The 25,950-nt window shown below is 72.5% G+C and carries 29 protein-coding genes; 20 read left to right on the top strand and 9 right to left on the bottom strand.

All coding sequences use genetic code 11. The features are described from left to right. Window positions 1-38: 38 nt before the first annotated feature. A complete protein-coding gene (locus tag ACV7JO_RS09080; RefSeq protein WP_470353089.1) occupies window positions 39-659 on the bottom strand; it encodes a hypothetical protein in 621 nt (206 codons plus the stop codon). Between the two features lie 80 nt (window positions 660-739). On the opposite strand from ACV7JO_RS09080, the gene ACV7JO_RS09085 reads away from it, so the two are divergent. Beyond that, window positions 740-2,077, top strand: a complete 1,338-nt coding sequence (locus tag ACV7JO_RS09085; RefSeq protein ID WP_470353090.1) for a DEAD/DEAH box helicase family protein — start codon at window positions 740-742, stop codon at window positions 2,075-2,077. A 31-nt stretch (window positions 2,078-2,108) separates the two neighbouring features. Beyond that, on the top strand, window positions 2,109-3,650 hold the full coding sequence (locus ACV7JO_RS09090) for a DUF790 family protein (RefSeq protein ID WP_470353091.1): 1,542 nt from the start codon (window positions 2,109-2,111) through the stop codon (window positions 3,648-3,650). A 185-nt stretch (window positions 3,651-3,835) separates the two neighbouring features. Here the strand turns inward: ACV7JO_RS09090 and ACV7JO_RS09095 are convergent, their stop codons facing one another. Then, window positions 3,836-4,336, bottom strand: a complete 501-nt coding sequence (locus ACV7JO_RS09095; protein WP_470353092.1) for a DUF7122 family protein — start codon at window positions 4,334-4,336, stop codon at window positions 3,836-3,838. Then, window positions 4,333-5,241 carry an RsmB/NOP family class I SAM-dependent RNA methyltransferase gene (locus tag ACV7JO_RS09100; protein ID WP_470353093.1) on the bottom strand — a complete coding sequence of 303 codons (909 nt, stop codon included), beginning with the start codon at window positions 5,239-5,241 and terminating at the stop codon, window positions 4,333-4,335. The genes ACV7JO_RS09095 and ACV7JO_RS09100 overlap by 4 nt, the downstream gene beginning before the upstream one ends. Before the next feature lie 125 nt (window positions 5,242-5,366). Here ACV7JO_RS09100 and ACV7JO_RS09105 point away from each other — a divergent pair, with 125 nt between their 5' ends. The 3 genes from ACV7JO_RS09105 to ACV7JO_RS09115 all read left to right on the top strand — a co-directional run bounded on the left by ACV7JO_RS09105 (window position 5,367) and on the right by ACV7JO_RS09115 (window position 7,398). Beyond that, window positions 5,367-6,371: a cell division protein CdpA domain-containing protein gene (locus tag ACV7JO_RS09105; RefSeq protein WP_470353094.1), complete on the top strand. Its 1,005-nt coding sequence runs from the start codon at window positions 5,367-5,369 to the stop codon at window positions 6,369-6,371. An 82-nt stretch (window positions 6,372-6,453) separates the two neighbouring features. Further along, window positions 6,454-6,780 carry a transcription factor S gene (locus ACV7JO_RS09110; protein ID WP_470353095.1) on the top strand — a complete coding sequence of 109 codons (327 nt, stop codon included), beginning with the start codon at window positions 6,454-6,456 and terminating at the stop codon, window positions 6,778-6,780. A 9-nt stretch (window positions 6,781-6,789) separates the two neighbouring features. Continuing rightward, window positions 6,790-7,398: a DUF6517 family protein gene (locus tag ACV7JO_RS09115; protein WP_470353096.1), complete on the top strand. Its 609-nt coding sequence runs from the start codon at window positions 6,790-6,792 to the stop codon at window positions 7,396-7,398. A gap of 38 nt (window positions 7,399-7,436) precedes the next feature. On the opposite strand, the gene ACV7JO_RS09120 is transcribed toward ACV7JO_RS09115, so the two are convergent. Further along, window positions 7,437-8,159, bottom strand: coding sequence for a methyltransferase domain-containing protein (locus ACV7JO_RS09120; RefSeq protein ID WP_470353097.1), 723 nt, complete (start codon window positions 8,157-8,159; stop codon window positions 7,437-7,439). A gap of 1 nt (window position 8,160) precedes the next feature. After that, a complete protein-coding gene (locus ACV7JO_RS09125) occupies window positions 8,161-8,553 on the bottom strand; it encodes a nascent polypeptide-associated complex protein (RefSeq protein ID WP_470353098.1) in 393 nt (130 codons plus the stop codon). Window positions 8,554-8,666: 113 nt separating this feature from the next. Between ACV7JO_RS09125 and ACV7JO_RS09130 the strand changes: the two genes are divergently transcribed. Then, entirely contained in the window at window positions 8,667-9,617 is a 951-nt protein-coding gene (locus ACV7JO_RS09130) for an AEC family transporter (protein WP_470353099.1), read from the top strand. Here ACV7JO_RS09130 and ACV7JO_RS09135 read toward each other — a convergent pair whose 3' ends face one another. Both ACV7JO_RS09135 and ACV7JO_RS09140 read right to left on the bottom strand, forming a co-directional pair. Continuing rightward, window positions 9,618-10,088 carry a hypothetical protein gene (locus ACV7JO_RS09135; RefSeq protein ID WP_470353100.1) on the bottom strand — a complete coding sequence of 157 codons (471 nt, stop codon included), beginning with the start codon at window positions 10,086-10,088 and terminating at the stop codon, window positions 9,618-9,620. It abuts the gene before it with no gap. A gap of 36 nt (window positions 10,089-10,124) precedes the next feature. Beyond that, window positions 10,125-10,592: a PUA domain-containing protein gene (locus tag ACV7JO_RS09140; RefSeq protein ID WP_470353101.1), complete on the bottom strand. Its 468-nt coding sequence runs from the start codon at window positions 10,590-10,592 to the stop codon at window positions 10,125-10,127. A 159-nt stretch (window positions 10,593-10,751) separates the two neighbouring features. Between ACV7JO_RS09140 and ACV7JO_RS09145 the strand changes: the two genes are divergently transcribed. Then, window positions 10,752-10,934, top strand: coding sequence for a DUF8178 family membrane protein (locus ACV7JO_RS09145; RefSeq protein ID WP_470353102.1), 183 nt, complete (start codon window positions 10,752-10,754; stop codon window positions 10,932-10,934). Between the two features lie 39 nt (window positions 10,935-10,973). Here the strand turns inward: ACV7JO_RS09145 and ACV7JO_RS09150 are convergent, their stop codons facing one another. After that, on the bottom strand, window positions 10,974-11,471 hold the full coding sequence (locus ACV7JO_RS09150) for a LabA-like NYN domain-containing protein (RefSeq protein ID WP_470353103.1): 498 nt from the start codon (window positions 11,469-11,471) through the stop codon (window positions 10,974-10,976). A gap of 82 nt (window positions 11,472-11,553) precedes the next feature. Here ACV7JO_RS09150 and ACV7JO_RS09155 point away from each other — a divergent pair, with 82 nt between their 5' ends. Genes ACV7JO_RS09155 through ACV7JO_RS09210 form a run of 12 tightly spaced genes read left to right on the top strand, consistent with a single transcriptional unit; the run spans window position 11,554 to window position 24,523 of the window. Next, entirely contained in the window at window positions 11,554-12,009 is a 456-nt protein-coding gene (locus ACV7JO_RS09155) for a DUF7310 family coiled-coil domain-containing protein (RefSeq protein ID WP_470353104.1), read from the top strand. Beyond that, complete coding sequence (locus tag ACV7JO_RS09160; RefSeq protein ID WP_470353105.1) at window positions 12,006-12,485, top strand: DUF7311 family protein; 480 nt, start codon at window positions 12,006-12,008, stop codon at window positions 12,483-12,485. The genes ACV7JO_RS09155 and ACV7JO_RS09160 overlap by 4 nt, the downstream gene beginning before the upstream one ends. Further along, window positions 12,478-14,343 carry an ATPase, T2SS/T4P/T4SS family gene (locus tag ACV7JO_RS09165; protein WP_470353106.1) on the top strand — a complete coding sequence of 622 codons (1,866 nt, stop codon included), beginning with the start codon at window positions 12,478-12,480 and terminating at the stop codon, window positions 14,341-14,343. The genes ACV7JO_RS09160 and ACV7JO_RS09165 overlap by 8 nt, the downstream gene beginning before the upstream one ends. Further along, window positions 14,340-16,025 (top strand): type II secretion system F family protein, encoded by a 1,686-nt coding sequence (locus ACV7JO_RS09170; protein WP_470353107.1) that lies wholly within the window; start codon window positions 14,340-14,342, stop codon window positions 16,023-16,025. Before ACV7JO_RS09165 ends, ACV7JO_RS09170 begins: the two co-directional genes overlap by 4 nt. 33 nt (window positions 16,026-16,058) lie before the next feature. Next, window positions 16,059-16,520: a DUF7283 family protein gene (locus tag ACV7JO_RS09175; protein WP_470353108.1), complete on the top strand. Its 462-nt coding sequence runs from the start codon at window positions 16,059-16,061 to the stop codon at window positions 16,518-16,520. Continuing rightward, window positions 16,501-16,890, top strand: a complete 390-nt coding sequence (locus ACV7JO_RS09180; protein WP_470353109.1) for a DUF7285 family protein — start codon at window positions 16,501-16,503, stop codon at window positions 16,888-16,890. The genes ACV7JO_RS09175 and ACV7JO_RS09180 overlap by 20 nt, the downstream gene beginning before the upstream one ends. Next, entirely contained in the window at window positions 16,887-17,753 is an 867-nt protein-coding gene (locus tag ACV7JO_RS09185) for a DUF7284 family protein (RefSeq protein WP_470353110.1), read from the top strand. Before ACV7JO_RS09180 ends, ACV7JO_RS09185 begins: the two co-directional genes overlap by 4 nt. Next, on the top strand, window positions 17,750-20,791 hold the full coding sequence (locus ACV7JO_RS09190) for a DUF7286 family protein (RefSeq protein ID WP_470353111.1): 3,042 nt from the start codon (window positions 17,750-17,752) through the stop codon (window positions 20,789-20,791). The genes ACV7JO_RS09185 and ACV7JO_RS09190 overlap by 4 nt, the downstream gene beginning before the upstream one ends. Window positions 20,792-20,825: 34 nt before the next feature. Continuing rightward, on the top strand, window positions 20,826-21,254 hold the full coding sequence (locus ACV7JO_RS09195; protein WP_470353112.1) for a DUF5791 family protein: 429 nt from the start codon (window positions 20,826-20,828) through the stop codon (window positions 21,252-21,254). 2 nt (window positions 21,255-21,256) lie between these two features. Further along, window positions 21,257-22,147 carry an SDR family oxidoreductase gene (locus tag ACV7JO_RS09200; RefSeq protein WP_470355766.1) on the top strand — a complete coding sequence of 297 codons (891 nt, stop codon included), beginning with the start codon at window positions 21,257-21,259 and terminating at the stop codon, window positions 22,145-22,147. Window positions 22,148-22,187: 40 nt separating this feature from the next. After that, window positions 22,188-23,387 (top strand): DHH family phosphoesterase, encoded by a 1,200-nt coding sequence (locus ACV7JO_RS09205; RefSeq protein ID WP_470353113.1) that lies wholly within the window; start codon window positions 22,188-22,190, stop codon window positions 23,385-23,387. Window positions 23,388-23,434: 47 nt separating this feature from the next. Beyond that, complete coding sequence (locus tag ACV7JO_RS09210) at window positions 23,435-24,523, top strand: aldo/keto reductase (protein ID WP_470353114.1); 1,089 nt, start codon at window positions 23,435-23,437, stop codon at window positions 24,521-24,523. Window positions 24,524-24,525: 2 nt separating this feature from the next. Here ACV7JO_RS09210 and ACV7JO_RS09215 read toward each other — a convergent pair whose 3' ends face one another. Further along, on the bottom strand, window positions 24,526-24,696 hold the full coding sequence (locus ACV7JO_RS09215) for an HVO_0758 family zinc finger protein (RefSeq protein ID WP_470353115.1): 171 nt from the start codon (window positions 24,694-24,696) through the stop codon (window positions 24,526-24,528). A gap of 80 nt (window positions 24,697-24,776) precedes the next feature. On the opposite strand from ACV7JO_RS09215, the gene ACV7JO_RS09220 reads away from it, so the two are divergent. Next, window positions 24,777-25,949 carry an MFS transporter gene (locus ACV7JO_RS09220; protein WP_470353116.1) on the top strand — a complete coding sequence of 391 codons (1,173 nt, stop codon included), beginning with the start codon at window positions 24,777-24,779 and terminating at the stop codon, window positions 25,947-25,949. The last annotated feature ends 1 nt before the right edge of the window (window position 25,950 follow it).

Below are 25,950 nucleotides of genomic sequence, written 5' to 3' on the forward strand. Positions count from 1 at the left end.
CGCCTGTCGACTCGGGCCGCCAGTGTCGTCGCGGCGACTTACGGACCGAGGGCGAACGCGTCGGTGTCGTACCGCAACTGCGTGCCGTAGGTCTCCCACTCGTCCAGTTCGACCAGCCGATAGCGGGCGAACGCCGGGTTCCGGACGAGTTCGAGTTCGACCAGCCGCTCCCGGACCGGTTCGTAGAGGTCGTCCCAATCGAGGGTCCGCATCGTCTCCTCGGCGTCGCTGTCGTCGGCGACGAACCTGACCTCGCCGGTCTGCCGGTCGATGTGGCCGAACTGGTAGCGCGTCCAGACGGTGTACTCGTCGAAGGGCGCACTGTCGGTCGGTGGCGGCTCGCGGCGGTACTGGGCTTTGAACCGCTGGGTCCGGTCCGCGTCGCCCCAGAGTACGCCGCGGGTGAGAAGCTTGATGCGGCGCTTGACGTCGACGCCGGCGTTGTAGACGACCCGGGCGTTAGCGTACGTCCGCGACCGGAACTCCGCCGCCACCTCGTCGGTGTGGTGTACGTCGGCCTCGTACTGGTAAGGCAGCGGCGAGCGCTCGGCGCGTTCGAGCACCGACAGCCGGTCGTCGCCCCGCCGGAGGTCCTCGTGCGGTCGCTCGCCGCGCCACGTCCGCGGGTCGGACTCGTCGGGGTCGCTCCAGTGGGCCATCGTTTCATCTTGTGTTTCTATTCCTATACGTTTTTACCCCGTCCCACACGGTTAACACCGGCCGCCGCCGAACTGTGGGCGTGTCGCTCAGGCTCACCTTCGAGTCGGGAACTGTCCGACTCGACGGCGACGTACCGGCCGACCTCCCCGGCGTCGAGCGCGACCCGCGCTCGAAGGCCGCCCGCGCGCCCGGCTACCGGTACGCCGACCTCCGCGCCGCCCTCGACGAGCGCGGCGTCGCGTACGAGGACCGCGTCCTCCCCCTTCCGGACCTCTCGCTGACGACGACCTACGACCTGCGCGAGTACCAGCAGGCGGCCCTGTCGGCGTGGCGTGACGCCGGCGACCGCGGGTCGCTCGAACTGCCGACCGGGAGCGGGAAGACGGTCATCGGCATCGCGGCCATGGTCGCGCTCGGCACGCCGACGCTCGTCGTCGTGCCGACCATCGACCTGCTGGAGCAGTGGGAGCGCGAACTCCGACGGGAGTTCGACGCGCCCATCGGCCGGCTAGGCGGGGGCGAACAGCGCGTCGCCGACGTGACAGTCGCCACCTACGACTCGGCGTACCTCCGGGCCGACGAACTCGGCGACCGGTTCGGCTTGGTTGTCTTCGACGAGGTCCATCACCTCGGCGGCGAGGGATACCGCGACATCGCCCGCCTGCTCGCCGCGCCGGCGCGCCTCGGCCTGACGGCCACGTTCGAACGCCCCGACGGCGCACACGAGGCTGTCACGGAACTGGTCGGGCCGCTGGTCCGGTCGGTCGCCGTCGACGACCTCGCCGGCGAGCACCTCGCGGACTACGACATCAAGCGCATCGAGGTGGCGCTGACCGACGACGAGCGCGAGCGCTACGAGACCCATCAAGGGACGTTCACCGACTACCTCGAGTCCTCGAACATCCAGTTGCGGTCGGGCAGCGACTATCAGGAACTCGTCAAGCGCTCGGGCTCGGACCCGCGGGCCCGCGAGGCGCTGCTCGCCAAGCAGCGGGCCCGGGAGGTGATGATGAACGCCCGGCGGAAAGTCGACCGGCTGGCCGACATCCTCGACCGCCACCGCGGGGACCGCGTCATCGTCTTCACGGCCCACACGGACCTCGTCTACCGCCTCTCCGAGCGGTTCCTGCTGCCGGCTATCACCCACGAGACGAGCGCCGCCGAGCGCCGCGAGATACTGGCACGGTTCCGCGAAGGCGACTACTCGCGGGTCGTCACGGCCAACGTGCTGGACGAGGGCGTCGACGTGCCCGACGCGAACGTCGCCGTCGTGCTCTCGGGCAGCGGCTCCGAGCGGGAGTTTACCCAGCGGCTCGGCCGCGTCCTGCGGCCGAAGGCCGACGGCTCGCGCGCCTTGCTGTACGAACTCGTCACCGAGGAGACCGCCGAGGAGCGGGTCGCGCGCCGACGGCGGTGAGCCTTTGTAGCGCCCGCCCGCACTCTCGGGCGTGCTGACGAAGGACCTCCTGCGCGTCTCGCGGGCCGGCGGCGGCTACCACCCACAGTTCGTCGGCGACGAGGCCGAGCGGCTGGCGGCTCGCGTCCTCGGCGTCTATCAGGGCCACGTCGGCGAGCCCCGGGCGCGCCTGCAGGAGGCCCTGACGGACGTCGAGCGCGAGGCCGACGATTTCAAGCTCGTCCGCGGGTTCGCAAAGCTCGTCGAGCGCGGCACGACGTTCGAGACGCGGGCCGCCGTCGACCCGGTGCGGGCGCGTCGGCAGGTGTTCGAGGCCGCCGAATCGGTCGGCGTGGTCACCGACGACGAGCGCGAGCGGGCGCTGGCCGCCGCCGCGGACCACTTCGGAACGGACGCCGAGACACTCGCGGACGGGCTCTACGCCGACTTGGAGGAGCGGCAGGTGCTCGCGGCGGTAGACGTGCGCTGGTCGCCCGAGCAACTGGTCGAGCAGTACAACCTCTCGCTGGCACAGACGGCACTGTTCGACGCTACCGAACTCCGGGTTCGGTCGACCGACCCGACCACACTTGTCTCGGCGGTCAAGCGCTTCCGCCTGCTGTACGAGGTCCGAGAGACGCCGACGGGGCGGGAACTCGTCGTCACCGGGCCGGACGCGCTGTTCTCGAACACGCGCCGCTACGGGACCGGCTTCGCGCGGCTCCTCCGGACGGTCGCCAAATCGAACGACTGGGAGCTGACGGCGACCGTCGACGACCGCGGGACCGAGCGGGAACTGCGGCTCTCGGCGGGCGACGTTTCGGTCCCCGACGTGGAGCCGCTGGCGGAGGTCACCTACGACAGCGGCGTCGAGGCGGACTTCGCCGCGCGGTTCGGAGCGCTGGGGTTGGACTGGCGGCTGGTCCGCGAGCCGGAGCCGCTCGAAGCCGGCGAGTACGTCGTCGTCCCCGACTTTGCCTTCGAGTGGGTACCCGGCGGGGACGACGCGGTCCGGGACGCCGTCGACCCCGACGCCGACTTCCGCGTGTTCTTCGAGATAATGGGCTTTTGGACCCCCGAATACGTCGAGAAGAAGCTCTCGCGGCTGGCCGACCTCGAAGACGTGGCGATGCTGGTCGCGGTCGACGAGTCCCTCGGTGTCGGCGAGGCCATCGAGGCCAGCGACCACCGCGCGATTCCGTACTCGGGGACGGTCCGAGTCAAAGACGTGCGGGACGCGCTGCGCCCCTACGAGGACGAACTGGTCGCCGAGGGGACAGCGCGACTGCCCGACGAACTCCGTCCCGAGGCGGACGTGGTGGGACTCGCCGACGTGGCGGCCGACCACGGCGTGAGCGAGGCGGTCGTCGAGGACCTGCCGTTCCCGGAACACGAACGAGTCGGGCGGACACTGGTCCGGCCCGCCGTGCTGGACGCGCTGGCCGACGACATCGAGGCGGGGTTGTCGCTGGCCGAAGCCGAGTCGGTCCTCGGCGAGCGGGGTCTCGACGACGCCAGCGCCGTCCTCTCGCGGCTGGGCTACCGCGTCGAGTGGGACGGGCTGAGCGGCGGGACGGTCCGGGAGCGCGAGTGACCGGGGACGGTCGGCCGGCACGGAGACGACCGGACGGTGCGACGGGACAGAAAACCGACTGACGGGGCGAGCAGGCACCACGGGCGTCCGCGGCGCGGAGTGGTGCGCGACCGCTGGCCGCGCCGCGGCGACGGTCAGGTCACGGCGGGGATGGTCCCGGGTTCGGTGATAAACCTACCCCGCTGTCAGAGGTCGCGCCGGCGACCCTTCGGGACCTGCGAGCGGAGTTCGCCGTAGACGTACAGGCCGACGCCGACGGGTTCGGGCCTGCCCGCGAGGTCGCGGGTGACCACGAGGTAGCCCCAGTCGCCGTCCCAGTCCATGTTTCGGTCCTCGCCGGCGGCGAAGGCCGCGGCCCGCTCGTCGTCGAGGTGGACGACGTTCTCGGTGGCGCGATGGCCGAACCGCTGGACGGCTTCCAGCGTCGGTTTCCAGTGTTCCTGCCGGGTCCGGAGGAACGCCATCCCCAGCCCCTCGGCGTCGACGGGCGAAGGCGGGTCGCCGCGGGCGACCCACACCTTGCCGGCACCGCGCTCCCAGAAGGTGTGGTCAGCGAACGTCTCGGGCGGGACGCCGAAGCGGTCGTCCCAGAAGTCGAGGACCTCGGCGCGGGTCGCTCGTTCCGGGGCCTCGCGCTCGGCGTCGGTGGCGGGCAGGCGCGTGAACACGGTGCTGTCGTTGCTCATCCGGTCACCTCCAGTTTCGCACAGAAGAACCCGCCCGTGTCGTTGTGGTGGGGGTAGATGCGCTTCGCCGCCGCGACGGCGGGGTCGTACTCCTCGCCGTCCCACTCGGTGACGCCGTCGGTGTGGGCGAGGGGCAGGTCGAACTCGGCGAGTTCGCAGTCCGCCTCGGCGAGCGCGTAGTCCAGCACGGCCTCGTTCTCCTCGGGTGCGAACGTACACGTCGAGTAGACGACGGTGCCGCCGGGGTCGGTGACCTGCACGGCGCGGGTGAGTACGCCCTTCTGGACGCCGGAGATACCCTCGACGTGGGACAGCGACCAGTCCTCGAAGGTGTCGGGGTTCTTCCGGATGGTCCCCTCACACGAGCAGGGCACGTCGACGAGCGCGCGGTCGTAGGTCGCGCCGCCGAAGGGCTTCAGCGAGTGGTTGCGGGCGTCCTCGTGGGTGACGGCGACGTTGGTCGCGCCCAGTCGCTCCGTATTCGACCGGAGCGCGGAGATGCGTCCGAGGTTGTCGTCGGTCGCCACCACCGCCCCGGTGTCGTCCATCAGCGCGGCCAGTTGCGTCGTCTTGCTCCCCGGCGCGGCACAGGCGTCCCAGACCCGTTCGCCGGGGTCGGGGTCGAGGACGGCCGCGGGGACGGCCGACACCTCCTCCTGCCCGTGAATCCAGCCGTGGAAGTACGGCCAGTTGCCCCCCGCGGAGTCCTCAGGCAGGACGAACAGACCGTCGTGCCAGTCGACGGCCTCGTGGGCGATGTCGGCGTCGTCGAGCGCCCGGCCGACCCGCTCGGGCGAGGCCTTGATGTCGTTGACCCGGACCACCGACGGGAGCGGACGCTCACAGGCCGTACGGAGCGCCGCGAAGTCGTCGACGATGGGCCGGTACCGTTCGAGTGGCTTCATTGCCCCGCCGTTGGCGAGGTGCGCGCTTGTGGGTTTCGGAGCGGACCGACACGCGCTCTCCCGCGTCCGCGTGTCTTGCGCGTGTCTGACGGGTAGTTTTGACGGGAGCGGTCATAGAGACGCTCATGACCAGTCTCACGGACGTGTACGAGGGGAGCGCGGCCCGCGCCGCGTCGCGGCGGCAGCAACTCGTCGGGGGCGGGTTGTTCCTCGCGGGTGCCGCGGGCCTCGTCGGTGCCATCGCCATCGCCACGACGGACGCCGGCAGTGCCGTCGCCAGCGGTGAGTACGCCGCCCGCAGGGTCGCCGGGGTCGTCGCCGGCCTCGGCCTTCCGGCGGTGATGCTCGGCGTCTTCGCCGTCCTCCCGACCGGTCGCCGGGTCCGGGCGGGCGCGCTTGCCGGCACGGGCCTCGCGGTCCTCGGCGTCGCCGCGTTCCAGCACCTCTACCCGTACAGCTGGATGAGCAGCGAGCCGCTGCTGGCGCTCGGGACGGGCGTGGTCTACGCCGCCGGTGTCCTGACGACGTTCTGGTGTCTGTTCCTCGCCGTGGCGACGTTCAAGACCCGGAGCGATCCCGGCGGCACCGCCCGGATGGCGGTCACCGAGGAGGGGACCATCGAACTCGTCGAGGAGGCGCGCTCGCTGCCCGGGATGGGCGGTATCGGCTTCTTCGGCCGGGACCCGGACGGTGACGTGGAGACGCAGACGAACCGGGCCGACGCGCCAGTCAGCGACGGCGGCGACAGCGGCGGAGCCGAGGTGCTGGGCGGCGACGCGGCGACGGAGAGCGCGGAGTCGAAGTCCCGGGACAACGAACCGAGCCGACGGCAGTCCGCGGGGTCGGCGGCCGGGACGACTCCGACCGGCCCGAGCGAACATTCGCTGGACCCCGACGTGGCGAGCGCCGGCCCGGAGGCCTCGGCGTCGACCGACGGCGGCACCGCCGCGACGGGCCACGACACTATCACCGAGACGGCTACCCACCGGGGCGAGCCAGACACCTACTGCGGTAACTGCCGGCACTTCGAGTACGTGATGCACGACGGCGACATCGAGCCGTACTGTTCCTTTCACGGCGAGTTGATGGACGACATGGAGCCGTGTTCCGCGTGGGTCGAAAACGAGTGATGGCGACGCGAGACCCCTCGAACCGGCGACGGGCGGTATGAGGAATCCTTAACACGGGCCGGCCACCTACACGTGCCCAACAATGGAGTTTTGCGACGACTGCGGTTCGATGATGAAGACCGAGGGCGACCGCTGGGTCTGTGACAGCTGCGGGTTCGAGAAGGCGCGCAACGCCGAGACCGAACAGGAGATGGCCGTCACCACGCAGGGCCAAGAGGAGTCCGAAATCGTCGACACCTCCGAAGTCGACGCCGGCGACATGGGGCCGACGACCAACGAGCGGTGCCCCGAGTGTGGCAACGACACCGCCTTCTACGAGATGAAACAGATCCGCGCGGCCGACGAGTCCGAGACTCGGTTTTTCACCTGCACCGAGTGCGAACACAAGTGGCGCGAGGACGACCACTGAGGCGATAGCGTGCCAGACGCCGCGTTCCCGACGGTGCCGGACGACCGCCTGCGCGACAGCGGCTGGGAGCGCGTCGACCGGAGCGTCGAGACGGTGTTCCGGCTCCCGACCGCGAGCGTCGAGGGGGCGACGCTGCTGTACGACGACGCCGCGACCCGCACGGCGGCCAGCGAGGCGGCCGGCGTCGACCAACAGTGGCGCTTCTTCTTCGCCACGGCGCTGACGTTCACGCCCCCGCTTGCACCGGGCATCGGGCCGGCGATGATTCTGCCGACGGTCCGCTCGGAGGCCCAATCGGCTTTCGGGGACGAGCTGCGCGAGCGAGGGTTCGAGGGCGTCCAGCAGGGGCGACGCGAGCGGGTCCGGGTCGACTCCGGCGACCGAGCGCGCCTCCGGACCTACACGGGGCGTCTCGCCCTCGACGGCGTCGACGCCGCGCTGTCGGTGACTGGCTGGGTCGCCGTCTGGCACGGGGACGGCTTCCGCGTCGCCGCCGGCGCGTACCCCGACGAACCGGTCGCGGCGGTGCTCGGTCTCGACGACCCGCCGGCGCGCCTCGAACGCGGTCCCGGCGAGTACCGCGACGAACTGCTCGACCTCGTGCGCGCAGTCGGGTAGAGAGAACGGGCGGCCCGGAAAACGGGCAGCGGCGGCGCTCAGGGCCGCCGGGCGAAGGTGAGATAGCCGGTGTGGCCGACGCCGGCCGTCGACGGGCGCGAGCCGCGGTCGTCGAAGTCCATCTCCCGTTGCACCGTGTCCAGCGTCTCGATGGCCGTCAGTCCGGCGTCCTCGGCGGCCGTGACGGCCGCCCGGGACTGCTCGACGAACGGCGCGTACACCGACAGCGCGCCACCGCGCCCCAGCAGCGTCGGGGCGCGCTCGACGACGGCGGCGGCGTCCTCGGTGTCCAGCGTCACCACGTCGAACCCCGCGAGGTCGTTCAGGTCGTCGGTCACGTCGCCTGTCCGCACGTCCACAGTGTCGGCGACGCCCGCCGTCGCCATGTTCTCGCGGGCCACGTCCGCGAAGTCGGGGTCGCGCTCGTAGGTGACCACGTCGGCCCCGGTCCGGCCCATGTAGGCCGCGAGGACGCCGGTGCCGGTGCCCGCGTCGAGCACCCGGTCGCCGGCGGCGACGCCGGTCTTCCCGAGAACCAACCCGATGTCGCGAGGCATCATCGGCGCGCCGGTCCGTTCGAGGTGCGTAAAGAGGTCAGGACCCCGCAGCGCACGGACGGTGAAGGCCGTCCCAAGGTGGGTCTCGACCACGTCGCCCGGCTCCACGTCCGTCGGGACTTCGAGGATGCCGAGGTCGGACTCGAAGCGCTCGCCGGGTTCCAGCAGGTACTCGCGCTCGTCGCTGACGAAGAGGTACGCCACGCTACTCCAACTGGTCGACGGCGTCCGCGAGGTCGCCGTCGTTGTCGGCGAGCGCCTGCCGGGCGGTGTCCTCGTCGACGCCGGCCCGCATGGCGACCAGTTCCACGTCGTCCTCGTCGACGCCGTCGTCGGTCGCGGTGTCGTTGTCGTCACCGCTCGTAGCGTCAGCGGCCGCGTCGCCGCTCCGCTCGCGGCTCTCCGGGTCGCCGACGACCTGATAGGTCTTCTGGCCCTGCGCGGCCATCAGTTGGACCTCCGCGTCGGTGAACACGAGTTCCTCGTCGGGGGTCCGGATGATTACCTCCTCGGCATCGATGTCCTCCATGTCGATGCCCATCTGTTCCATCATCTGCTTCATCTTGCGCGGGTTCATCCCGCCGCCTCCGCCGAACATACCTGTGAGTGGCGGGGCCGGGCAGAAAAGCGTAGCGACCCGTCGGTCGGCGGCAGGCCGGCCCTACCCATCGGATTCGTAACGGTTCTAAGGCTCGCCCGTCCATCCCCGCCGTGTCGCTGCTCTCCATCTTCGCCACGGCCATCCTCCCGGTCGTCGGCGTCGCCGCTGCGGGATTCGCCTTGGGGCGAACGCGAGGCGTCGACCCCGACGCGCTCAACGCCGTCACCGTCTACGTCCTCGCGCCCGCGCTGGTCCTCCACAGCCTCACCACGTCGACGCTGGGCGGCGGGACGATTCTGAGCGTCGTGTTGGCGGTGGGTGCGTTCACCGCGGCGATGCTCGCGGTCGCCGAGGGCGTCGGTCGGCTGACCGGCCACCGGGAGCCGCTACTTGGCGCGTTCGTCCTCGTGGCGGCGTTTCCCAACACCGGGAACTACGGTATCCCGCTGGCCGACTTCGCGTTCGGGGCGACCGGGCGCAGCACAGCGGTCCTCGTGACCGCGCTGCAGGGCGTGATGCTGTACACCGTCGGCATCTACGTCGCGGCCCGCGGGAGCGGCGGGAGTCCGCTTGCGGACATGCGCCGCGTGTTCGGCGTGCCCCTCGTGTACGCCGTCGTCGTCGCGCTCGCCCTCCGGTGGCTCGGCGCGGTGCCGCCGACCGACTCGACGCTGATGCAGACGCTGGAACTGCTGGGCAACGCCTCCATCCCGGTGATGCTGCTCATCCTCGGCATCCAGTTGTCGAACGTCGACGGGAGCAGCGACCTCCGGTCGGTCGGCGTCGCCAGCGGGCTTCGCCTCCTGCTCGCCCCCGTGCTGGCGCTGGCCGCGGTACTCGCCGTCGGCTTTCAGAACACGACGGTCGCCCGCGTCGTCGTCCTCCTGTTGGCGACGCCGACGGGCGTGACGACGCTCATCCTCGTCGGTGCGTTCAGCGCCGAGTCGACCGAGCGCCCGCCCGGCGAGTTCGTCAGCGCGACCGTGCTCCTGACGACGGTCGGGAGCGCGCTGACGGTGACGGTGCTGGTCTGGGCGCTCCAGTCCGGGCTCGTGCTCTGACTACTCCTCCCAGTAGATGCGGAGACCGCCGTCGGTGAGTTCGACGAAGTGGTTCGCTCCCGTCCGAACGTCGTACGGGCCGATAGCGCGCTCGACGGTCCGCGACGGGCCGTCGGTCACGGCGGCAGTAATCGCGTACTCGCCGGGTGCGGCGATACCGGGGTCGAACTCCGCGCTCGCCGACGGCGCGAGCGTCACGGGCCGGTCAAGCAGCACTGTCTCGCCGCGGGCGACTCGGAGGGAGACCGTCCGCTCGCGCTCGGTCCGGTTCGAGACGACGAACAGAATCGGGTCCTCGGGGTCGGGAGTCACGGTCGACGTATCGGCCGGCGTCGCGTGAGTCGGTAACGGCGTCCCCGGCGACGTGTCGGCCGGTGTCGCCGAGTCGACGGGACCATCGGCGGTATCGGGGGCCAGACAGCCGCCGACCGGGAGCGTTGAGAGGGCCGCGAGGAGGGCACGACGGCGCATGACGGCCGTATCGGGAGCCGCGGTATATGCTTTCGGTCAGTCCTCGGCACCCGCGCGGACCTTGACGGCCATCCCAGTCTCGAAGTCGGCCATGCCCGCACCGGGGAGTTCGGCCCGGCCGACCGCGAGCAGGCCGCCGTCCTCGTGGACGACTAGCGCCTCGTCGCCGGGCCGGAGCTCGGGGTCCGCCCGCTGGACGAACTTGGCGAAGGCGTTGCGACCCTCGCGGACGAACGGGTCGCTCTCGTCGCCGACGACGACGCGGTGTCGCGGCGGGTCGAAACTGGCGGCGAGGCTCCGGCCGCCGGCGAGACCCAGCACGTACCGCCCGTCGCTGGCGTAGGTGGCGAGGCGGCCGTCGTCGGTGTGGACCTGCCGGGGGCGGCCCGAACTGGTGTGCGTGACCTCGATGGCGTCGGCGTCGGGGAACAGCGCGCGGCCGGCCCCCCGACCGAACTGGTAGTCGGCGGTCCGGCGGAGGCTCCGGAGTTCGCGGTCGGTCATCGTCGGTCGTGAGCACCGCGGGGGTAACGGCCTTTCGGTCGGCGGGAAGGGGTCGGGACCGACGACTGCGGGACAGTTTGTCGTGCGTGTGACTTACTAACGCACTTCCGTCGGGCGATTTCGGGGAAATTTATACCGAATGACCTCTAAGGGGTCGGTATGGCAACGGACAAGCGCAAAGTACTGCTCGGTGCCGTGTTGCTGTTCGTCAGCAGCGCGCTCATCCTCGGTGCGGGGACAATCGACATCGCCGTGCCGGCCGTCGGGGCCGCGGCCGCGGCGCTCGGACTCGCCGCCGGCGCACTGCTGGTCGGCACGTCCGAAGACGGCCGCCCGGTCTGAACCAGCACCCTTCTCCGAGACGCCGCCGACCAGCGGCCGCTACAGCAGGAAGCGGTCGGGATCGTCGCTCATGTCGACGAACCCGTCGGTCGCGGCTTTGAGTTCCTCGGCGGCCGAGGCCTCGAACCCCATCGCCTCGACGCGACAGCCCTCGTGGCGGAGGTACCGACAGAGGCGAGCGAAGTCGCCGTCGCCGGTACAGAGGACGACGGCGTCGTTGTGTTTCGCCAGCGTGACGGCGTCTAAGCTCATCCCCACGTCCCAGTCGGCCTTCTTCGAGCCGTCGCCGAACGTCTTTATCTCCTTGATACGGGTCTCGAAGCCGATGTCGACGAGCGCCTCGAAGAAGGACTCCTCGTCGGGCGCGTCGGCGCGGATGACGTAGGCGATGGCGCGACTCAGCGTCCGGCCGTCGACGGCCTCCTCCAAGAGCGCGGCGTAGTCGATGTTGCGCGAGTAGAGACTCCGGGCCGTGTGATAGAGGTTCTGCGCGTCGGCCAGTACGGCCACGCGCTGTCCCGGATGTGATACGGTCATACGGGTGTTTCTCAGGCCCGGAAGGATAGGCTTTCGGGGTCGCGCCGTAGGTTGAAGTACCGGGACGGACGCAGGGCTGGCCATGACCGACGTAGAGACGCTCACAGAACGCGTGCGGACCGTCGAGCGGGCCGTGACCGACGGCGACCACACCTTCCCCGAGGCGGCCGACGCCGCAGCGCTCGAAGCGCGGGTCGAGGCCGTCGAGGAGCGCCTCGATGCCCTCGAATCGGAGACGCAGGAACTCGAAGCGGCGACGCAGGCGGTCCGGGGGTACGTCGGCAACGTCCGCTCGGTCAACGAGGACGTCGAGCGGCGGGCCGACGCCGCGCTGGCGGCGGTCGAGAAACTGGAGCGACGGCTCGACGAGGGCGGCACAGATCCAGAGCGCCCGACCGGCGACCCAGCGATGAGTCCGCGGGACCGCGCGGGCGGTGACGGACCGGCGTCGGCAACACCGTCGGCGACCGACGAGGGCGGGCGGACGGACGACGGCGGCGACGCCGGCCTCGTGACGCGCATCCGGTCGCTGCTGTGATAGTCCGACTGCTCGTCGCCGCCGTCCTCACGACGGCGCTTGTCGCGGTCAGCGCGCCGGCGGTCTCGACCGCCCGGGCCGACGCCGCCGACGCGGCCGTCGAGCGACAGCTAACGGCCCTCGCCGACCGACTCGACCGCGTCGCCGCGACCGACGACGCCACCCGCCGCGGCTACGCCCGCGCCGTCGTCGAGTTCCGCGTCCCCGGCGCGACGGCGACGAGCGCGGGCGTCGACGTCGTCCGGTTCTCGACGCGAGACGGCGTCGCGGTCGCACAGTGGTCGGTCGGCGACCGCGGCCGCGACGCGGCGCGTCTCGTCGGTGTCCCGGTCCGACGGGCCGGCGGCGGTCCGCTCGTGCTCGCGGCCGCCGGCACGCACACGCTCGTCTTCGAGTTGCGCCGCGTCGACGGCCGCCGCGCGTTCCGGGTCCGACGGTTTAAGTCCGATACCGCGGCCAACGCGGCGCATGCGTGAGTGGTTCAGCGACCGGGGGTGGTTCGGCGACGGCGACGACGGCCGCTGTGAGTGTGTCCCGGAACGCGACGGCGCGGTCCTGACCGTCGACAGCACCGACTGTCCGGGCGGCGGCGACGTGGCGACCGAACCGGCCTGTCGTGCGACGGTAGTCGGCGCGCTCGCCGGCGACGACGCGTCGGCGGTCGTCACCGAGCGCCGCGGGCGCGAGCGGGCGTATCTCGACGGCGCGGCGGCGCTGCTCGTCGCGGCGGGGCGGTTCGCGGCCAGCGTCGCGGCTCGCGACGAGCGGCTTGCGGCCCGGACGCGCCGGGACCCGCTGGCGGCCGCGACCGAAGCGACCGGACGGAGCGGGCCGGTCGCGGACCTCGCGGCGACGACCGGGCTGGCCGTCGCGGCCGAGCAGGGCGACGACTACGAGTCCGTACTGGCCCCGTACGTCGGCCCCGCGGTCAGCGACACCCGCGTCCGGACACGTCCGCCGACCGACGGCCGACTCGTCGACCGTCGGACGACCGACACCGGGGCCGTCGTCAGGCGCTACGACACCGGCGACGACACCGTCGACCGGTACCACGTCGAACCCCGCGCGACCCGGTTCGACGACGACCGACTCGCCGCGCTCTCGGCCGCCAGCGAGCGCCTCGCGGCCGCACCCCGGGGTGACGACGAGTCCCCGCACGACGCCGCGCAGGCGGTCGCCGACGACGCCGCGGTCGTCGGCGAGACGCTGGCGAAACACACCCGCGGCCACGGCGTGCTCGCGGACCTCTTCTCGGACCCGCTGGTTTCGGACGTGTTCGTGACGGCCCCGGTGACCGAGACGCGGCTTCGCGTCCGGGTCGACGGTGAGGCCAGACGGACGAACGTCAGGCTGACCGCCGACGGCGCGGCGGCGCTGGCGTCCCGGTTCCGGCGCACCAGCGGGCGGGCGTTCTCCCGGGCCAGCCCGACCCTCGACGCGACGGCGACCGTCGCCGGCCGCCGGGTGCGAGTCGCCGGCGTCACCGAGCCGGTCAGCGACGGCGTCGCCTTCGCTTTCCGCGCCCACGACGACGACATTTGGCGGCTCTCGGACCTCGTCGGCAACGGGACGTTCCCGCCGCGGGTCGCGGCCTTGCTCTCGCTCGCCGTCGAGCGAGGCGCGGCGTGTCTCGTCGCCGGCCCCCGCGGCGCGGGCAAGACGACGACGCTGGGCGCGTTGCTGTGGGAACTCCCGCGGGCCGTCAGGACGCTCGTCATCGAGGACACGCCGGAACTGCCGGTGTCGCCGCTCCAGTCCGACGGGCGCGACGTGCAGCCGCTCCGGACGGCGTCGGGCGACGGGCCGTCGATAGACGCGACGGCGGCGCTCAGGACCGCGCTCCGACTCGGCGAGGGTGCGCTCGTCGTCGGTGAAGTCCGGGGCGAGGAAGCCAGCGTCCTCTACGAGGCGATGCGGGTCGGCGGCGGCGACGGCGCGGTGCTGGGGACGATTCACGGCGACGGCTGTGACGGGGTCCGCGAGCGCCTCGTCACCGACCTCGGCGTCCCCGAGCGGTCGTTCGCCGCGACGGACCTCGTCGTGACGCTCGCGCCGCCGGACTGCCCCGGTGGTCGCGGTGTCACCAGCGTCGCGGAGGTCCACGAGCGGAACGGCGGGGCCGCCTTCGAGCACCTCTTCGAGCGGACCGGTCGGTCGGCCGCGGCGACGGGCCGCATCGAACGCGGGAACAGCCATCTCGTCGATGCGCTGGCCGCCCCGAGCGAGTCCTACGCCGACGTTCGGGGCGAACTCGCCGACCAAACGGCCCGCTTCGAGCGGGCGGAGGTCGGGAACGTGTCACCCGCCGCCGGCCGGAGTGAGAGCGGGTCGTGATCCCCGTCGCGCTCGCCGGCCGCTGGCCGGTCGCCGTCGCGGCCCCGGACGAGTACAGCCGAGCGTGCCGGCTGCTGGACCTCGACGCCGACCCCGGGCGGCTCCTCGGGGCCAGCTACGCGGCCGCAACGCTCGCGTGGTGTCTCGGCCTCGTCGCACTCGCCGCGGCGGGGGGCCCGGTCGGCGTCGTCGCCGGCGTCGGACTGCTCGGGCTCGGCGTCGGAACCGCGGTACTGGGCCGGTACGGCGTCCCGTTCGCCGCCCGAGCACGGCGGGTTCGCGCACTCGGGGCCGCGCCGGCGCTCGTCGCCACGCTGACGCTCGGCGCGGCACTGTGGCCCACAGCCGAGCGGGCAGTCTCGTTCACAGCCGAGACCTGCGACGGCCTGCTGGCGGCGAGTCTCGACACCCAGCAGCGGCGAGCGAGACAGACGCCCCGGAGCGGGCTCGAGTCGTTCGCCGACCGGTGGAACGACGCGTTCCCGGCGCTCGACCGTGCGGTCAACAGCGTCGAACGCGCCGTCGCCGCGCCGCCGACAGAGCGTCCGGAGCAGCTCGCGGCCGCCCGTCGGTGCGTCCTCGACGGGACCCGCGACGAGATGGCGCGTTTCGCGGGCGCGCTCCGCGGGCCGGCGACGGCGCTGTACGCCTTCGGCGTCCTCGTCCCGCTCGCGCTCGCGTCGCTGCTCCCGGCGGCCGGCGCGGCCGGGCTCCCGGTGACCGACGGCGTACTGGCCGCGCTGTACGGGGTCGCATTCCCCGGCGTACTGCTCGTCGCGGCCGGGTGGCTGCTGGGGAAGCGCCCGGTCGCGTTCCCGCCGGTGCGCGTGCCCCGGTGTCACCCCGACGTGCCCTCGCACCGGTGGCCGGCGCTGGCGCTGGGGGCGTGTTGCGGGGCCGCCGCGTGGGTGGTCGCCGCGCTCGCGCTTCCGCCGTGGAGCCCGCCGGTGGCGGCCACCGGGTCCGCCGCGGGGACGGCGTTGGTCGTCTACTACAGGCCGGTCCGGCAGGTCCGGGCGCGCGTCGACGCCGTCGAGCGCGGACTCCCCGACGCCCTGACTGCGGTCGGTCGCCGCCTCGACCGGGGGGAGTCCGTCGAGACAGCACTGGAAGCGGCGGTGGCGGCGACGCCGAAAGCGACCGCGAAACTGCTCGACGCGGCGGCGGCCCGACAGCGGACCCTCGGCGTCGGCGTCGAGCGCGCCTTCGGCGGCGACCACGGCCCGCTCGTGACCCTGCCCAGCCGTCGGGCTCGCCGGATGGCGTCGCTGCTGGCGGCGGCGGCCAGCATCGGACCGCCGGCCGGGACAGCGGTGGCGGCGATGGGGGAACACCTCGACGACCTCCGGGCGGTCGAGCGGGCGACCAGACGCGACCTCGAACAGGTCACCGCCACCTTCTCGAACACCGCCGGGCTGTTCGGTCCGCTCGTCGGCGGTGTGACGGTCGCGCTGTCGGGCCGAGTCCGCGCGGTCGGTCCGGTTGCCGCGGTCGATACGGCCACGCTCGGCGTCGTCATCGGCTGGTACGTCCTCGTCCTCGCCGTCGTTCTGACCGCGCTGTCGACGGGGCTACACCGCGGACTGGACCGCGCGCTGGTCGGCTACCGCGCCGGGCTGGCTCTGCTGTCGGCGACGGCGACCTATCTGCTCGCCGTCGTCGCGACCGGCTTGGTGGTCTAAGGTTTAAATCAGAGACCGGGACCAGTCGGCCACGTGTTCGACACGCACGCCGACACACTGCCGGTCTGGCTCGGGGTGAGCGCCGTCAGCGTCGCGGCGCTCGCGGTGGTCGTCGCTCTGCCCACGACGGCACCACCCGACGCGACGCCGACGGCAGGAACGATAGACGAGGTGTCGACCGCCCCCGACGGGGCAGTGGCCCACCGGCAACTCGGGGCGAGCCACTGGTCGCTCGACGGGCGGCAGTTCGGCCTCCGGAACGACGCCGGGACCGCGCACGCGACGCTGCTGTACCCCGCGGTGCCGGCGACGACGACAGGACTCGAGACGGTGCTGACGGGACGCGACCCGGCGCGGGTGTATCGCTCACCGGCGTCGTTCGAGCGCGCCGTCGCCGACGCGCGGTCGACCGAGGACGGGTGGCGGCCGACACCGGACAGGCTCACCGTCAGACGGGTGGTGTGGGGAGGCGTCGATGTCACGCTCGTCGGATAGGGGCGCGACGGAGCCGCTGGCAGCGCTGCTGGCGGTCTTCGCCGTCACCGCGGGCCTGTCGCTGTACGCCGGCGTCCTCGACGACGCGTTCGGTCAGCGCACTCCCCGGAACCTCGCGTCGGCCGCTGGCGACGCCGTCGAGCGGAACCTCACGACGGCCGGTGTCGTCGAACCGACGCGGGTGGAGTCCGCACTCGGGGCTGTCCCCGAAGCCTACGGGGCGAACGCGACGCTCCGGGTCGACGACCGGGCGTGGACGGCTGGTCCGGCCCCGCCGCCGGCCGCGGATACGGACGGGCGAACGGTCAGCGTCGCCGTCGCGCCGGGACGGGTCCGGACCGGGCGGCTGGAGGTGCGCGTCTGGCGATGAGAGGCGTCAGCACCGTCGTCGACGTGACGCTCTGTCTCCTGTTCGTCAGCGCGGCCAGTGTCGTAGTGGTCGACAGCGCGGTCGAACAGCCGGCGACCGGGACCACGCCGGCCGCGGCGACGGCCGAGCGACTGGCGACCGACACCGCGAGCGTGGAGTACGCCCTCGCGGTGCCGGGCGAACCGCCGGCGTGGGTCGCCGACAGGGCCGACAGACACCGACGGACCGCCCACGGGACCGTCGCCGAACTGCTCGGCGAGGCCGCCCTGAGCAACGCGACGGTTGACGGACACCGTCTCTCGGAGGCCGGCCGCGACTTCGAGCGGCGGACGGCGTCGGTGACCCGGGACCGAATCGTCCTCCGGGAGCGGCGGGTCGCCGTCGACGCCGACTGGCGTCCCTACCCGGGCGCGCCGGTCGGTGGCCGGTTCCACGTCGGCGGCCGTCCGCCTCGCGACGCGGACGTCCGAGCAGCCGCCGTGACCGTCCCCAGCGGGATGGACGATGCCACCGCGCCGGCGCGGGCCGCCGCCCGGAACGACGGCTACCACGGTGTCGCTGTCGTCGTCGCGCGGGCGGTCGTCGACGGGCTGTTCCCGCCCGACCGGACGCGCCTCGCGCTCCGGGGCGACTACCCGGGCGACAGCCTGATGGCGGCTCGGTACCGACGGGCAGCCAGCCTCACCGGCGGCGCTGTCGACCCGGAGAGCCAGTCCGTCGAGGCGATGAACCGGGAGCTGACGGCCGCGTTGCGCGCGAAACTGGTTACGGACCTCCGACGGACGTTCGACTCCCCGCGGGCCGCCGCGGACGCCGTCCGGACGGAGTCAATTCGGGTCACTGTCAGGACGTGGTCGCCGTGAATCGGCGCGGCCGGAGCCTGCGCGTCGACACACGCGGTCGCGTCCCGTTCGCGCTCGTCGGGGTACTCCTGCTCGTGGGCAGCCTCGTCCTCGCGCCGACGCTGGCCCAGCGGCCGGCACCCGACGACACCGCCGTCGAGCGCGCCTTCGACCGGGCGACGGCGGAGACGCGGACGGCACTGCGCGACGGGGCGGCCGCGGCCGGCCGGGCGGCGGCCGCTACGCCGGTCGTCACCCCGGCGAACACGACCGCCGGGCACGCCCTGAACGAGTCGAGACCGTTCCGCGACGCGCTCAGGCTCCGCGTCTACGTCCGCGTTCGGGAACGACTCCGCCGCGTCGGCCACACCAGCGACGGCGTGACGGTGACCGCCTCGCTGCCCGAGACGACCGACACGGCCTCGCTCCGGGCGGCGAAGCGCCGCGTCCGCCTCGCCCGCGCGGGAGCGAACGGGACGGCGATGCGCGCGACGGTGACCGGTGTCAACCTCACCGTCCGGCGGGGAGAGCGGGTCGTGGCAACGCGGACCGTCTCGCCGACCGTCGTCGTCGCGACGCCCGTACTCGCGGTCCACGAGCAGGTCCGGACCTACGAAAAGCGACTGCACCACGGCATCGGACGCCCCGGACTGACACAGCGGCTCACCGCTCGCCTCTACCCGATTGCGTGGGCCCGCGGCTACGCGCAGTTCGGTGGCGCGCCGATAGCCAACGTCGTCACCAACCGCCACGTGGGACTGGCCGCGAACGGCGCGTTGCTGGGGGTCCAGCGGTCGACGTTCGGGCGGAGCGACCCCGACGGTCGCCGGGCGCTCACCGAGGCGACGGCAGCGGCCGGCGTGACCGACATCGTCCGGGCGAGCGGGGCCGCGCCACCGGGCGCATCGGCGCTCAGCGGACCGCAGTACCGGCCGCCGCCGGACGGTATCAGCCCGACCGAGACGCCGGCGAGTACCCCCGACCCCGGCGACGAGATGCGAATCGGCGTCAACGAGACGGCCGACGCGGCGTTCGCATCGGTTGCAGAGCCGACCCGCCTCGACAGCCTCACGCGGCACGTCTACAGCGTCGAGACGCGACTCGCGACCCGGTCGCGCCACCGGGGCGGCGGGACGCCCTCGGTGCCTCCGTCGCCGGGGCCGGACTGGACGAACGTCGACACGGACACGTTCCGCGACGTTCGCGTCGTCGGGCCGGCCGACGCGACCCTCCCGGACCGCGACGGTTGGCATCGCCTCGACGGGTTCGCCCGCGTAGTCGAGATAACACACCGACGGACCGCCGAGTGGAAGAACGGCAGCGAGCGACTGTGGACCACGTCGACCAGCACCGAGCGGCGGGTGGTGAGCGTCAGCGTCCTCGGGCGACACGTCGACCGGTCCGTCGCGCCGGAGCGCCCGATTCGGACCGCCCACCGACGCGGTGCCGGACCGCTCGACGGCCCGAATCTGGCGGACGTCGAGCCGAAGGCGACGACGCGGCTGGTCGAGGACCGCGGAGGCGCGGACGGCGTGGCGGCCCGCGTGGTCACCGACGGCGTCGACACCGGCGCGGTACGGATACAGGCAGACCGTCCCCCCGACCTACAGGCGTGGGTGTACCGCGACCTCCGGCGGCTCCGGGAGACGGTCCGCAACACGAGCGTCACGCTCGAACGGGGACAGGTCGGCACCTTCGGGGTGAACCCGCCGCGACGGCTTCGCGAGCGGCTCGATGCCCGGCGCGCGGCGCTGGTCGCCGCTCCGGAGACGTACGACAGCGTGGCCGAGAAGGCCCGCGTCGCCGCGCGAATCGAGTACCTGAACGCCGTCGAGGACCGGCTCGACGAGCAGGCCGGCCAGCGGTCGTCGGCCCGCGGGGCCGTGGGCGATATCGTGGCCGACCGCACCGGCGGGACGCTCGCCGAACTCAGGCGGGGACTGGGCGCGCGGGACACCCGAGTCCCGCGGACGCGGCCGGTCCCGACCGGTCCCGCGGGTCCGGTCCGGACCCGTGTCGACGCCAGCCCGGCGTACCTGACGCTCGCAGAACTGGACGGGGCGAACTACCACGCCGTCGAGGGAACGGAACACCCGCTGGTCGCACGGAACGTGAACCTCTTTACCGCCCCGTATGCCGACACGGCGGACGTGGCGACCGAGGGGCTGTTCGACACTGCCGACCGGTCGCGGCTGCGCGTGGCCGCGGCGACGCTGGCGGCGGCGAACGCGACCCTCGACAACGATTCGGCCCCGAACCTGCGGACGAAGCGCGACCGCCTCCAGTCGGTCGTGGCGGTGTCGAACGGGTACGTCGCAGCGCGCCTCGAAGCGACGGTGCGGGCCGAGACCGACGCGGGACCGCGCGAGAGCGAGCGGCTGGTCGCGGCGGCACTGGGGCGGTGGGAGACGACCGCGGCGCGCGGGCAGGCGCTCGCGAGCGGTGCGGCGGCCGACCGCGTCGCCGACGCGGCCGCGCGGCGGCACGGACTCTCTGCGCTCGAACGCGACTGGCTGGCGATACAGCTGTCCCGGACCGTCAACGAGGCGACGACACAGCGGACCGCCCGGCCGCGCGAGACGACGGTCAACCGGACGGCGTCGGCGGTCCGGACCGTCTCGCGGACGGCGGTCAGCGAGGCGTTCGCCCGCGCGGGACAGCGCGAGGCCGAGCGCGTCGCCAAGCGACGGCTCGGGACGAAAGGTCTCCCCGCCGGCCTCCCGCTGGCACCGCCGCTGACGGCGTGGTACGCGACCACGAACCTCTGGTGGGTCACCGTCGAGGGCGAGTACGCCCGCTTCACGGTGACGGCCGGCCACGGACCGCCGACCGAGCCCGGCGGGCAACTGACGTACGCACGCGACGGCGACACGGCGCGACTGGATGTCGACAGCGACGACACGCGCGAGCGCCTCGGGACGGCCGACCGCATCTCGTTCCGGGCGAACACGGGCGTCGTGGTCGTCGTGCCCCCGAAGCCCCGGGGCGTCGGCGACAAGGGCGGCGACGCCGACGAGCGCTCGGCGGGCTGGCCCGACGCCGGCCGCGGTGGAGAGTGACACCCACTAATACCCCCCGGCCGTACCAGTCGGTATGCTCAGAGCCGAGTTCCCGGACGCTGGCGAGCAGTCGACGGCCGAACTCGTGACGGCCTACGGGACTGTCATCGCCGAGGCGGTCGAGCGGGTCGGTGTCGCGGACGCCGCCGACGAAAGCGGGGTCGACGAGGAGGCGGTCGCGGCCGCCGCGGACGGCGACGTGGCCGACCTGACGCTGGAAGACGCCGCAGCCCTGCTCGCGACCGACCCCGAGCGGCCCGACGCGGCGGCGATTCGCGCCGAGGCACAGGACATCCTGTTGATGGGGATGACGACGGCGGTGCTGGACGTCGAGTCGCTGGCGTCGGGTATCGACGGCGAGATGGAGCCCAAAGCGATACAGCAGAAGATAGAAGGGCGCTACCCGGTGACGCTCGCGGAGTACGCCCGCCTGCACGGCTACATCGAGCGCCGGCAGCGGTGACCATGCGGGTCGTGATACTGGGCTGTGGCTACGTCGGGCTCGAACTCGGCCGCCAACTGCGCGACGCTCACGACGTGGTCGGCGTCCGCCGGTCCGAGGTGGGCGTCGCGGCCATCGAGGACGCGGGCTTCGACGGCGTCCGTGCCGACGTGACCGACGCGGAGTCGCTCGCCGCGGTCCCGGACACCGACTGGGTCGTCTTCGCCGCGAGTTCGGGCGGTCGCGGGGCCGCGGCCGCGCGCGAAGTGTACGTCGACGGCCTCCGGACGGCCGTCGACCACCTCTGGGGCCGCGAGGACCCGCCAGAACGGCTCGTCTACACCTCCAGTACCGGCGTCTACGGCGACCACGGGGGCGAGTGGGTCGACGAGGGGACACCGCTGGACCCGCGGACCGAGAAGACCGAGGTGTTGGCCGAGGCCGAGCGCGTCGCCCGCGAACGGCCGGCGGAACACGGCGGGCACGGCACCGTCGCCCGTTTCGCCGGGCTGTACGGACCGGACCGCTACCGGCTGGAGCGGTACCTCGACGGCCCGGTGACGGCCGGCTACCTCAACATGGTCCACCGGGACGACGCGGCGGGCGCGGTGCGGTTCCTGCTCGAGGGCGACCACCGCGAGGACACGGTGCTGGTGGTCGACGACGAACCGGTCGAGAAGTGGGCGTTCGCGGACTGGCTGGCCGAGCAGTGTGAGGTCGACTACCCGCCCAAACAGACGAAAGCCCAGCGTCTCGACGATACCGACCTCTCGGCGACTGCACGGCGGCGGATTCAGACGAGCAAGCGCTGCTCGAACACGTTGCTCCGGACGCTTGGCTACGAGTTCGCCTATCCGACGTTCCGAGAAGGGTATCTGGCCGCAGTCGAGCGATACCGCGAGTCGCAGCGGTAGCGGGGGAACCTTCTTGTCGCCGCCGGGGTATCTCCCACGTATGACACAGGTACCCGCGGGCGGTCCCGGCGAGTGGGCCGAGACCGCTGCGGGGGTCGTCAGGTCCGACCCGGCCGTCGCCGCCGGTGTCGCCGTTGCCCTCCTCGCGCTGGCCGCCGCCGGCGTGTGGCTCTGGCGCACTGTCGGGCGCTCGCCGGGGAAACGGCTCGCCTCGGTCCTCGCCGACTACGACGAGGTGGCGGTCCTGATGCACCCGAACCCGGACCCCGACGCGATGTCCTCGGCGCTGGCCGTCCAGCAACTGGCCCGGGCCGTCGACACTGCGGCGACGCTGCACTACCCCGGCGAGATTCGCCGGCCGGAAAACCGGGCGTTCGAGACGGTCCTCGACCTCGACTTCGACCGTGTCGAGTCGGCCGACGGCATCGACGCCGACGCGACGGTCCTCGTCGACCACAACGAGGCCCGCGGATTCCCCGGTGCGGCGGAGATAGAGCCCGTCGCCGTCGTCGACCACCATCCCGGCGAGGGGACCGGGCGGCGGTTCACCGACGTGCGACCGGACATGGGGTCGTGTGCGACATTGTTTGCGACGTACTTCGACGCGCTTGACTGGGCGTTCCACGAGGTCGACGTGGACCCCGACGACGGCGGCGTCGACCCCGACGAGGTTCCCGAGCGGGCGCTCCCGAGCCACGTCGCCACGGGGCTGGTCTACGGTATCCAGTCGGACACCCGGTCGCTGACCAACGGCTGTTCGGCGACCGACTTCGAGGCCGCGGCGTTTCTCTACGAGGGCATGGACGGCGACCTCCTGAACCGCATCGCCAACCCGCAGATAGACGCCGAGGTGTTGGAGGTGAAAGCGCGGGCCATCACCAACCGCGAGGTCCGCGCGCCCTACGCCTTCAGCGACGTGGGCGAGGTGTCGAACACCGACGCCATCCCGCAGGCCGCCGACGAACTAGAGACCCTCGAAGGCGTCTCGGCGGTCGTCGTCGTCGGGGTCAGCGAGGGGACGATGCGGGTCGCGGGCCGTTCCCGGGACGACCGGGTCCACATCGGCCACGTGATAGAGGCAGTTCTCGACGACATCCCGATGGCCGAGGGCGGCGGCCACGCCCGGATGGGCGGGGGGCAGGTCCCCGTCGAGTACATGGCTGGCATCGGCCCCAGCGACGGGCTCTCGCGGACCGAGTTCCGCGAGGAGATGTTCAAGGCGCTGGGCGGCGAGCGCTGACCGCGCGGAAACTCCGCGCTTTTGTCCGTCCCCGTCGAAGGGACGCCATGGCGACACGCGAGGGGACATGGGCGTACCGGGACGACCACGGCGACGCGTTCGCGCGGACGTTCTTCCGCCGGTTCGGCGAGGGCGTCGTCTCCAGCATCGGCGTCGGCACGTATCTGGGGGACGCGACCGACGAACGCGACGCGGCCTACCGCGACGCCGTCCGGACGGCGCTGTCCTCGGGGGTCAACCTCGTCGACACGGCCATCAACTACCGCCACCAGCGCTCCGAGCGCGCCGTCGGCGCGGCCGTCACGGACGCCGACGTGCCCCGGGAGGCCGTCGTGGTCGCCACCAAGGGTGGGTTCGTCCCCTTCGACGGCGAGCGGCCGGCCGACCCCGGCCGGTTCGTGAAGACCGAGTACGTCGACACCGGCATCGTCGACCGCGCGGACCTCGCGGGCGGCCAGCACTGCATCGCGCCGGCCTTCCTCGACGACCAGTTGGACCGCTCGCTGTCGAACCTCGGGCTGGAGACGGTCGACCTCTACTACGTCCACAACCCGGAGACGCAACTGGCCGAGCGCTCCCGGAGCGAGGTCTACGACCAACTCGAAGCCGCGTTCGAGCGGCTGGAGCGACGGGCCGCCGACGGTGACATCGGCCACTACGGGGTCGCCAGTTGGGACGCCTTCCGCGTGCCGGCCGACCACGAGCGGTACCTCTCCCTGCCGGCGGTCGTCGAGCGAGCGCGGGCGGCCGCCGACAGCGCGGGCAACGCCGCGACCCACTTCCGGGCGATACAGGTGCCGTTCAACGTCTACATGGCCGACGCCTTCACCGTCGCCGCCCACGATGGGGCCGACGGCCCGCAGTCTGCGCTGTGGTTCGCCCACGAGGCGGGGCTAGACGTGTTCACCAGCGCGTCGATAATGCAGGGTCGGCTGGCCGAGGAGATGCCGGAGTCCGTCGCTGCCCGTCTCGACGGGGAAACGCGGGCCCAGCGCGCCATCAACTTCGCCCGGAGCGCGCCCGGCGTCACCGCGTCGTTGGTCGGGACAGGGTCGGTCGCCCACGCGGAAGAAAACGTCGCCGCGGGCCGTCACGAGCCGCTCGGGGCCGACGCGTTCGACGCCGTCTTCGAGTAGGTTCAGCTCAGTTCCTTCCACTCGCTCCCGCACTCGGGGCAGGTGCGAACCTTCCCGACCTGGTCCGGGTCGTTGTCGGTGTCCAGCGGCTCGTCACAGGCCGTACAGGAGAGTCGCCCGTAGCTGTCTTTCTCGACGTCCCCGGCCCGCAGGGCCTTCCTGACAGAATCCATACGCGGGAGTGCGGCACCCGCGGGTAAAAAGGCCGCGGCGTTCCGGAACCCTTCTGTGGGTCGACCGCCGACCCGAAGCCGTGTCACGACGACAGGTGTTCGGCACCCTGCTCGGGTTCGTCTTCCTCATCAACTTCTCCCGAGTTGTCTTCGCGCCGCTCATCGAGCCGATACGGCTGGCGACGGACGCGAGCGACGCCACGCTGGGGCTGCTCGCGACGCTGGTCTGGGCCGGCAGTGCCCTCTCGCGGCTCCCGACGGGTTTTCTCCTGACCCGCGTGAGCCGGTCGGCGGCCGTCGTTGGCTCCGGCGTCGTCCTGACCGTCGGGACAGCCGCCACCGCGCTCGTTCCGGACCCGGTGCTGTTGCTCCCCGGCGCGTTCGTCATGGGACTTGCGAGCGGTATCTACCTCATCGCGGCCAACACGCTCATCAGCGAACTGTACCCGTCCCGGCCGGGTCGCGCCTTGGGTCGGCACGGGGTCGCCAGCCAACTCGCGGCCGTCGTCGCGCCGGCGCTCGTCTCGGTGGTCCTGCTGTACGGCCCGTGGCGTATCACGCTCCAACTGCTTGCCGTCGCCGCCGGGCTGACGACGGTGGCGTTCGCCGTCGTCGCGCGTCGCGTCTCGCTACCCGAGGCTGGGACCGAGGACCGGGACGTACTCGGGGCCGTGCGGGCGCAGTGGCGCATCGTGGCGACGGCCGTCGCGGCGCTCGGGCTGACGACGATGGTCTGGAACGGCCTGTTCAACTTCTACGTCACCTACCTCGGGACGCTGGGGGTCCCCGACGGCGACGGGCGCGTCCTCTTGCTGGTGGCGTTCGGGGCCGGCGTCCCGGCCTTCTACGTCAGCGGTCGCCTCGCCGACCGACTGCCGGCCGTCCCGTACATGCTCGTCATCGTCGCGGCCTTCACCGGCTGTATCCTCGCGCTCCCGGCGCTGTCGGGGTTCCGAGCGCTCGCCGTCTTCAGCGCCGTCACCGGCTACGTCATCCACAGCATCTTCCCGGCTGCCGACACCTACCTCCTCGGCTCCCTGCCCGACCGCCACCGTGCCAGCGCCTACGCGGCCTACGGGACCGGGATGATGGTCCTTCAGGCCCCGGGCAGCGCCGTCATCGGATTCCTCCGGGACGCCGGGGTGGGCTTCCCGACCATCTTCCGCGGGATGGCCGCCGCGTTGCTCGTCTTGCTGGCCGCCCTGCTCGCCATGTACGCCGACGGCCGGCTACCGAGTCGCGCGGAGACCTAAG

The sequence above is a fragment of the Haloarcula sp. MBLA0138 genome, assembly GCF_055632455.1.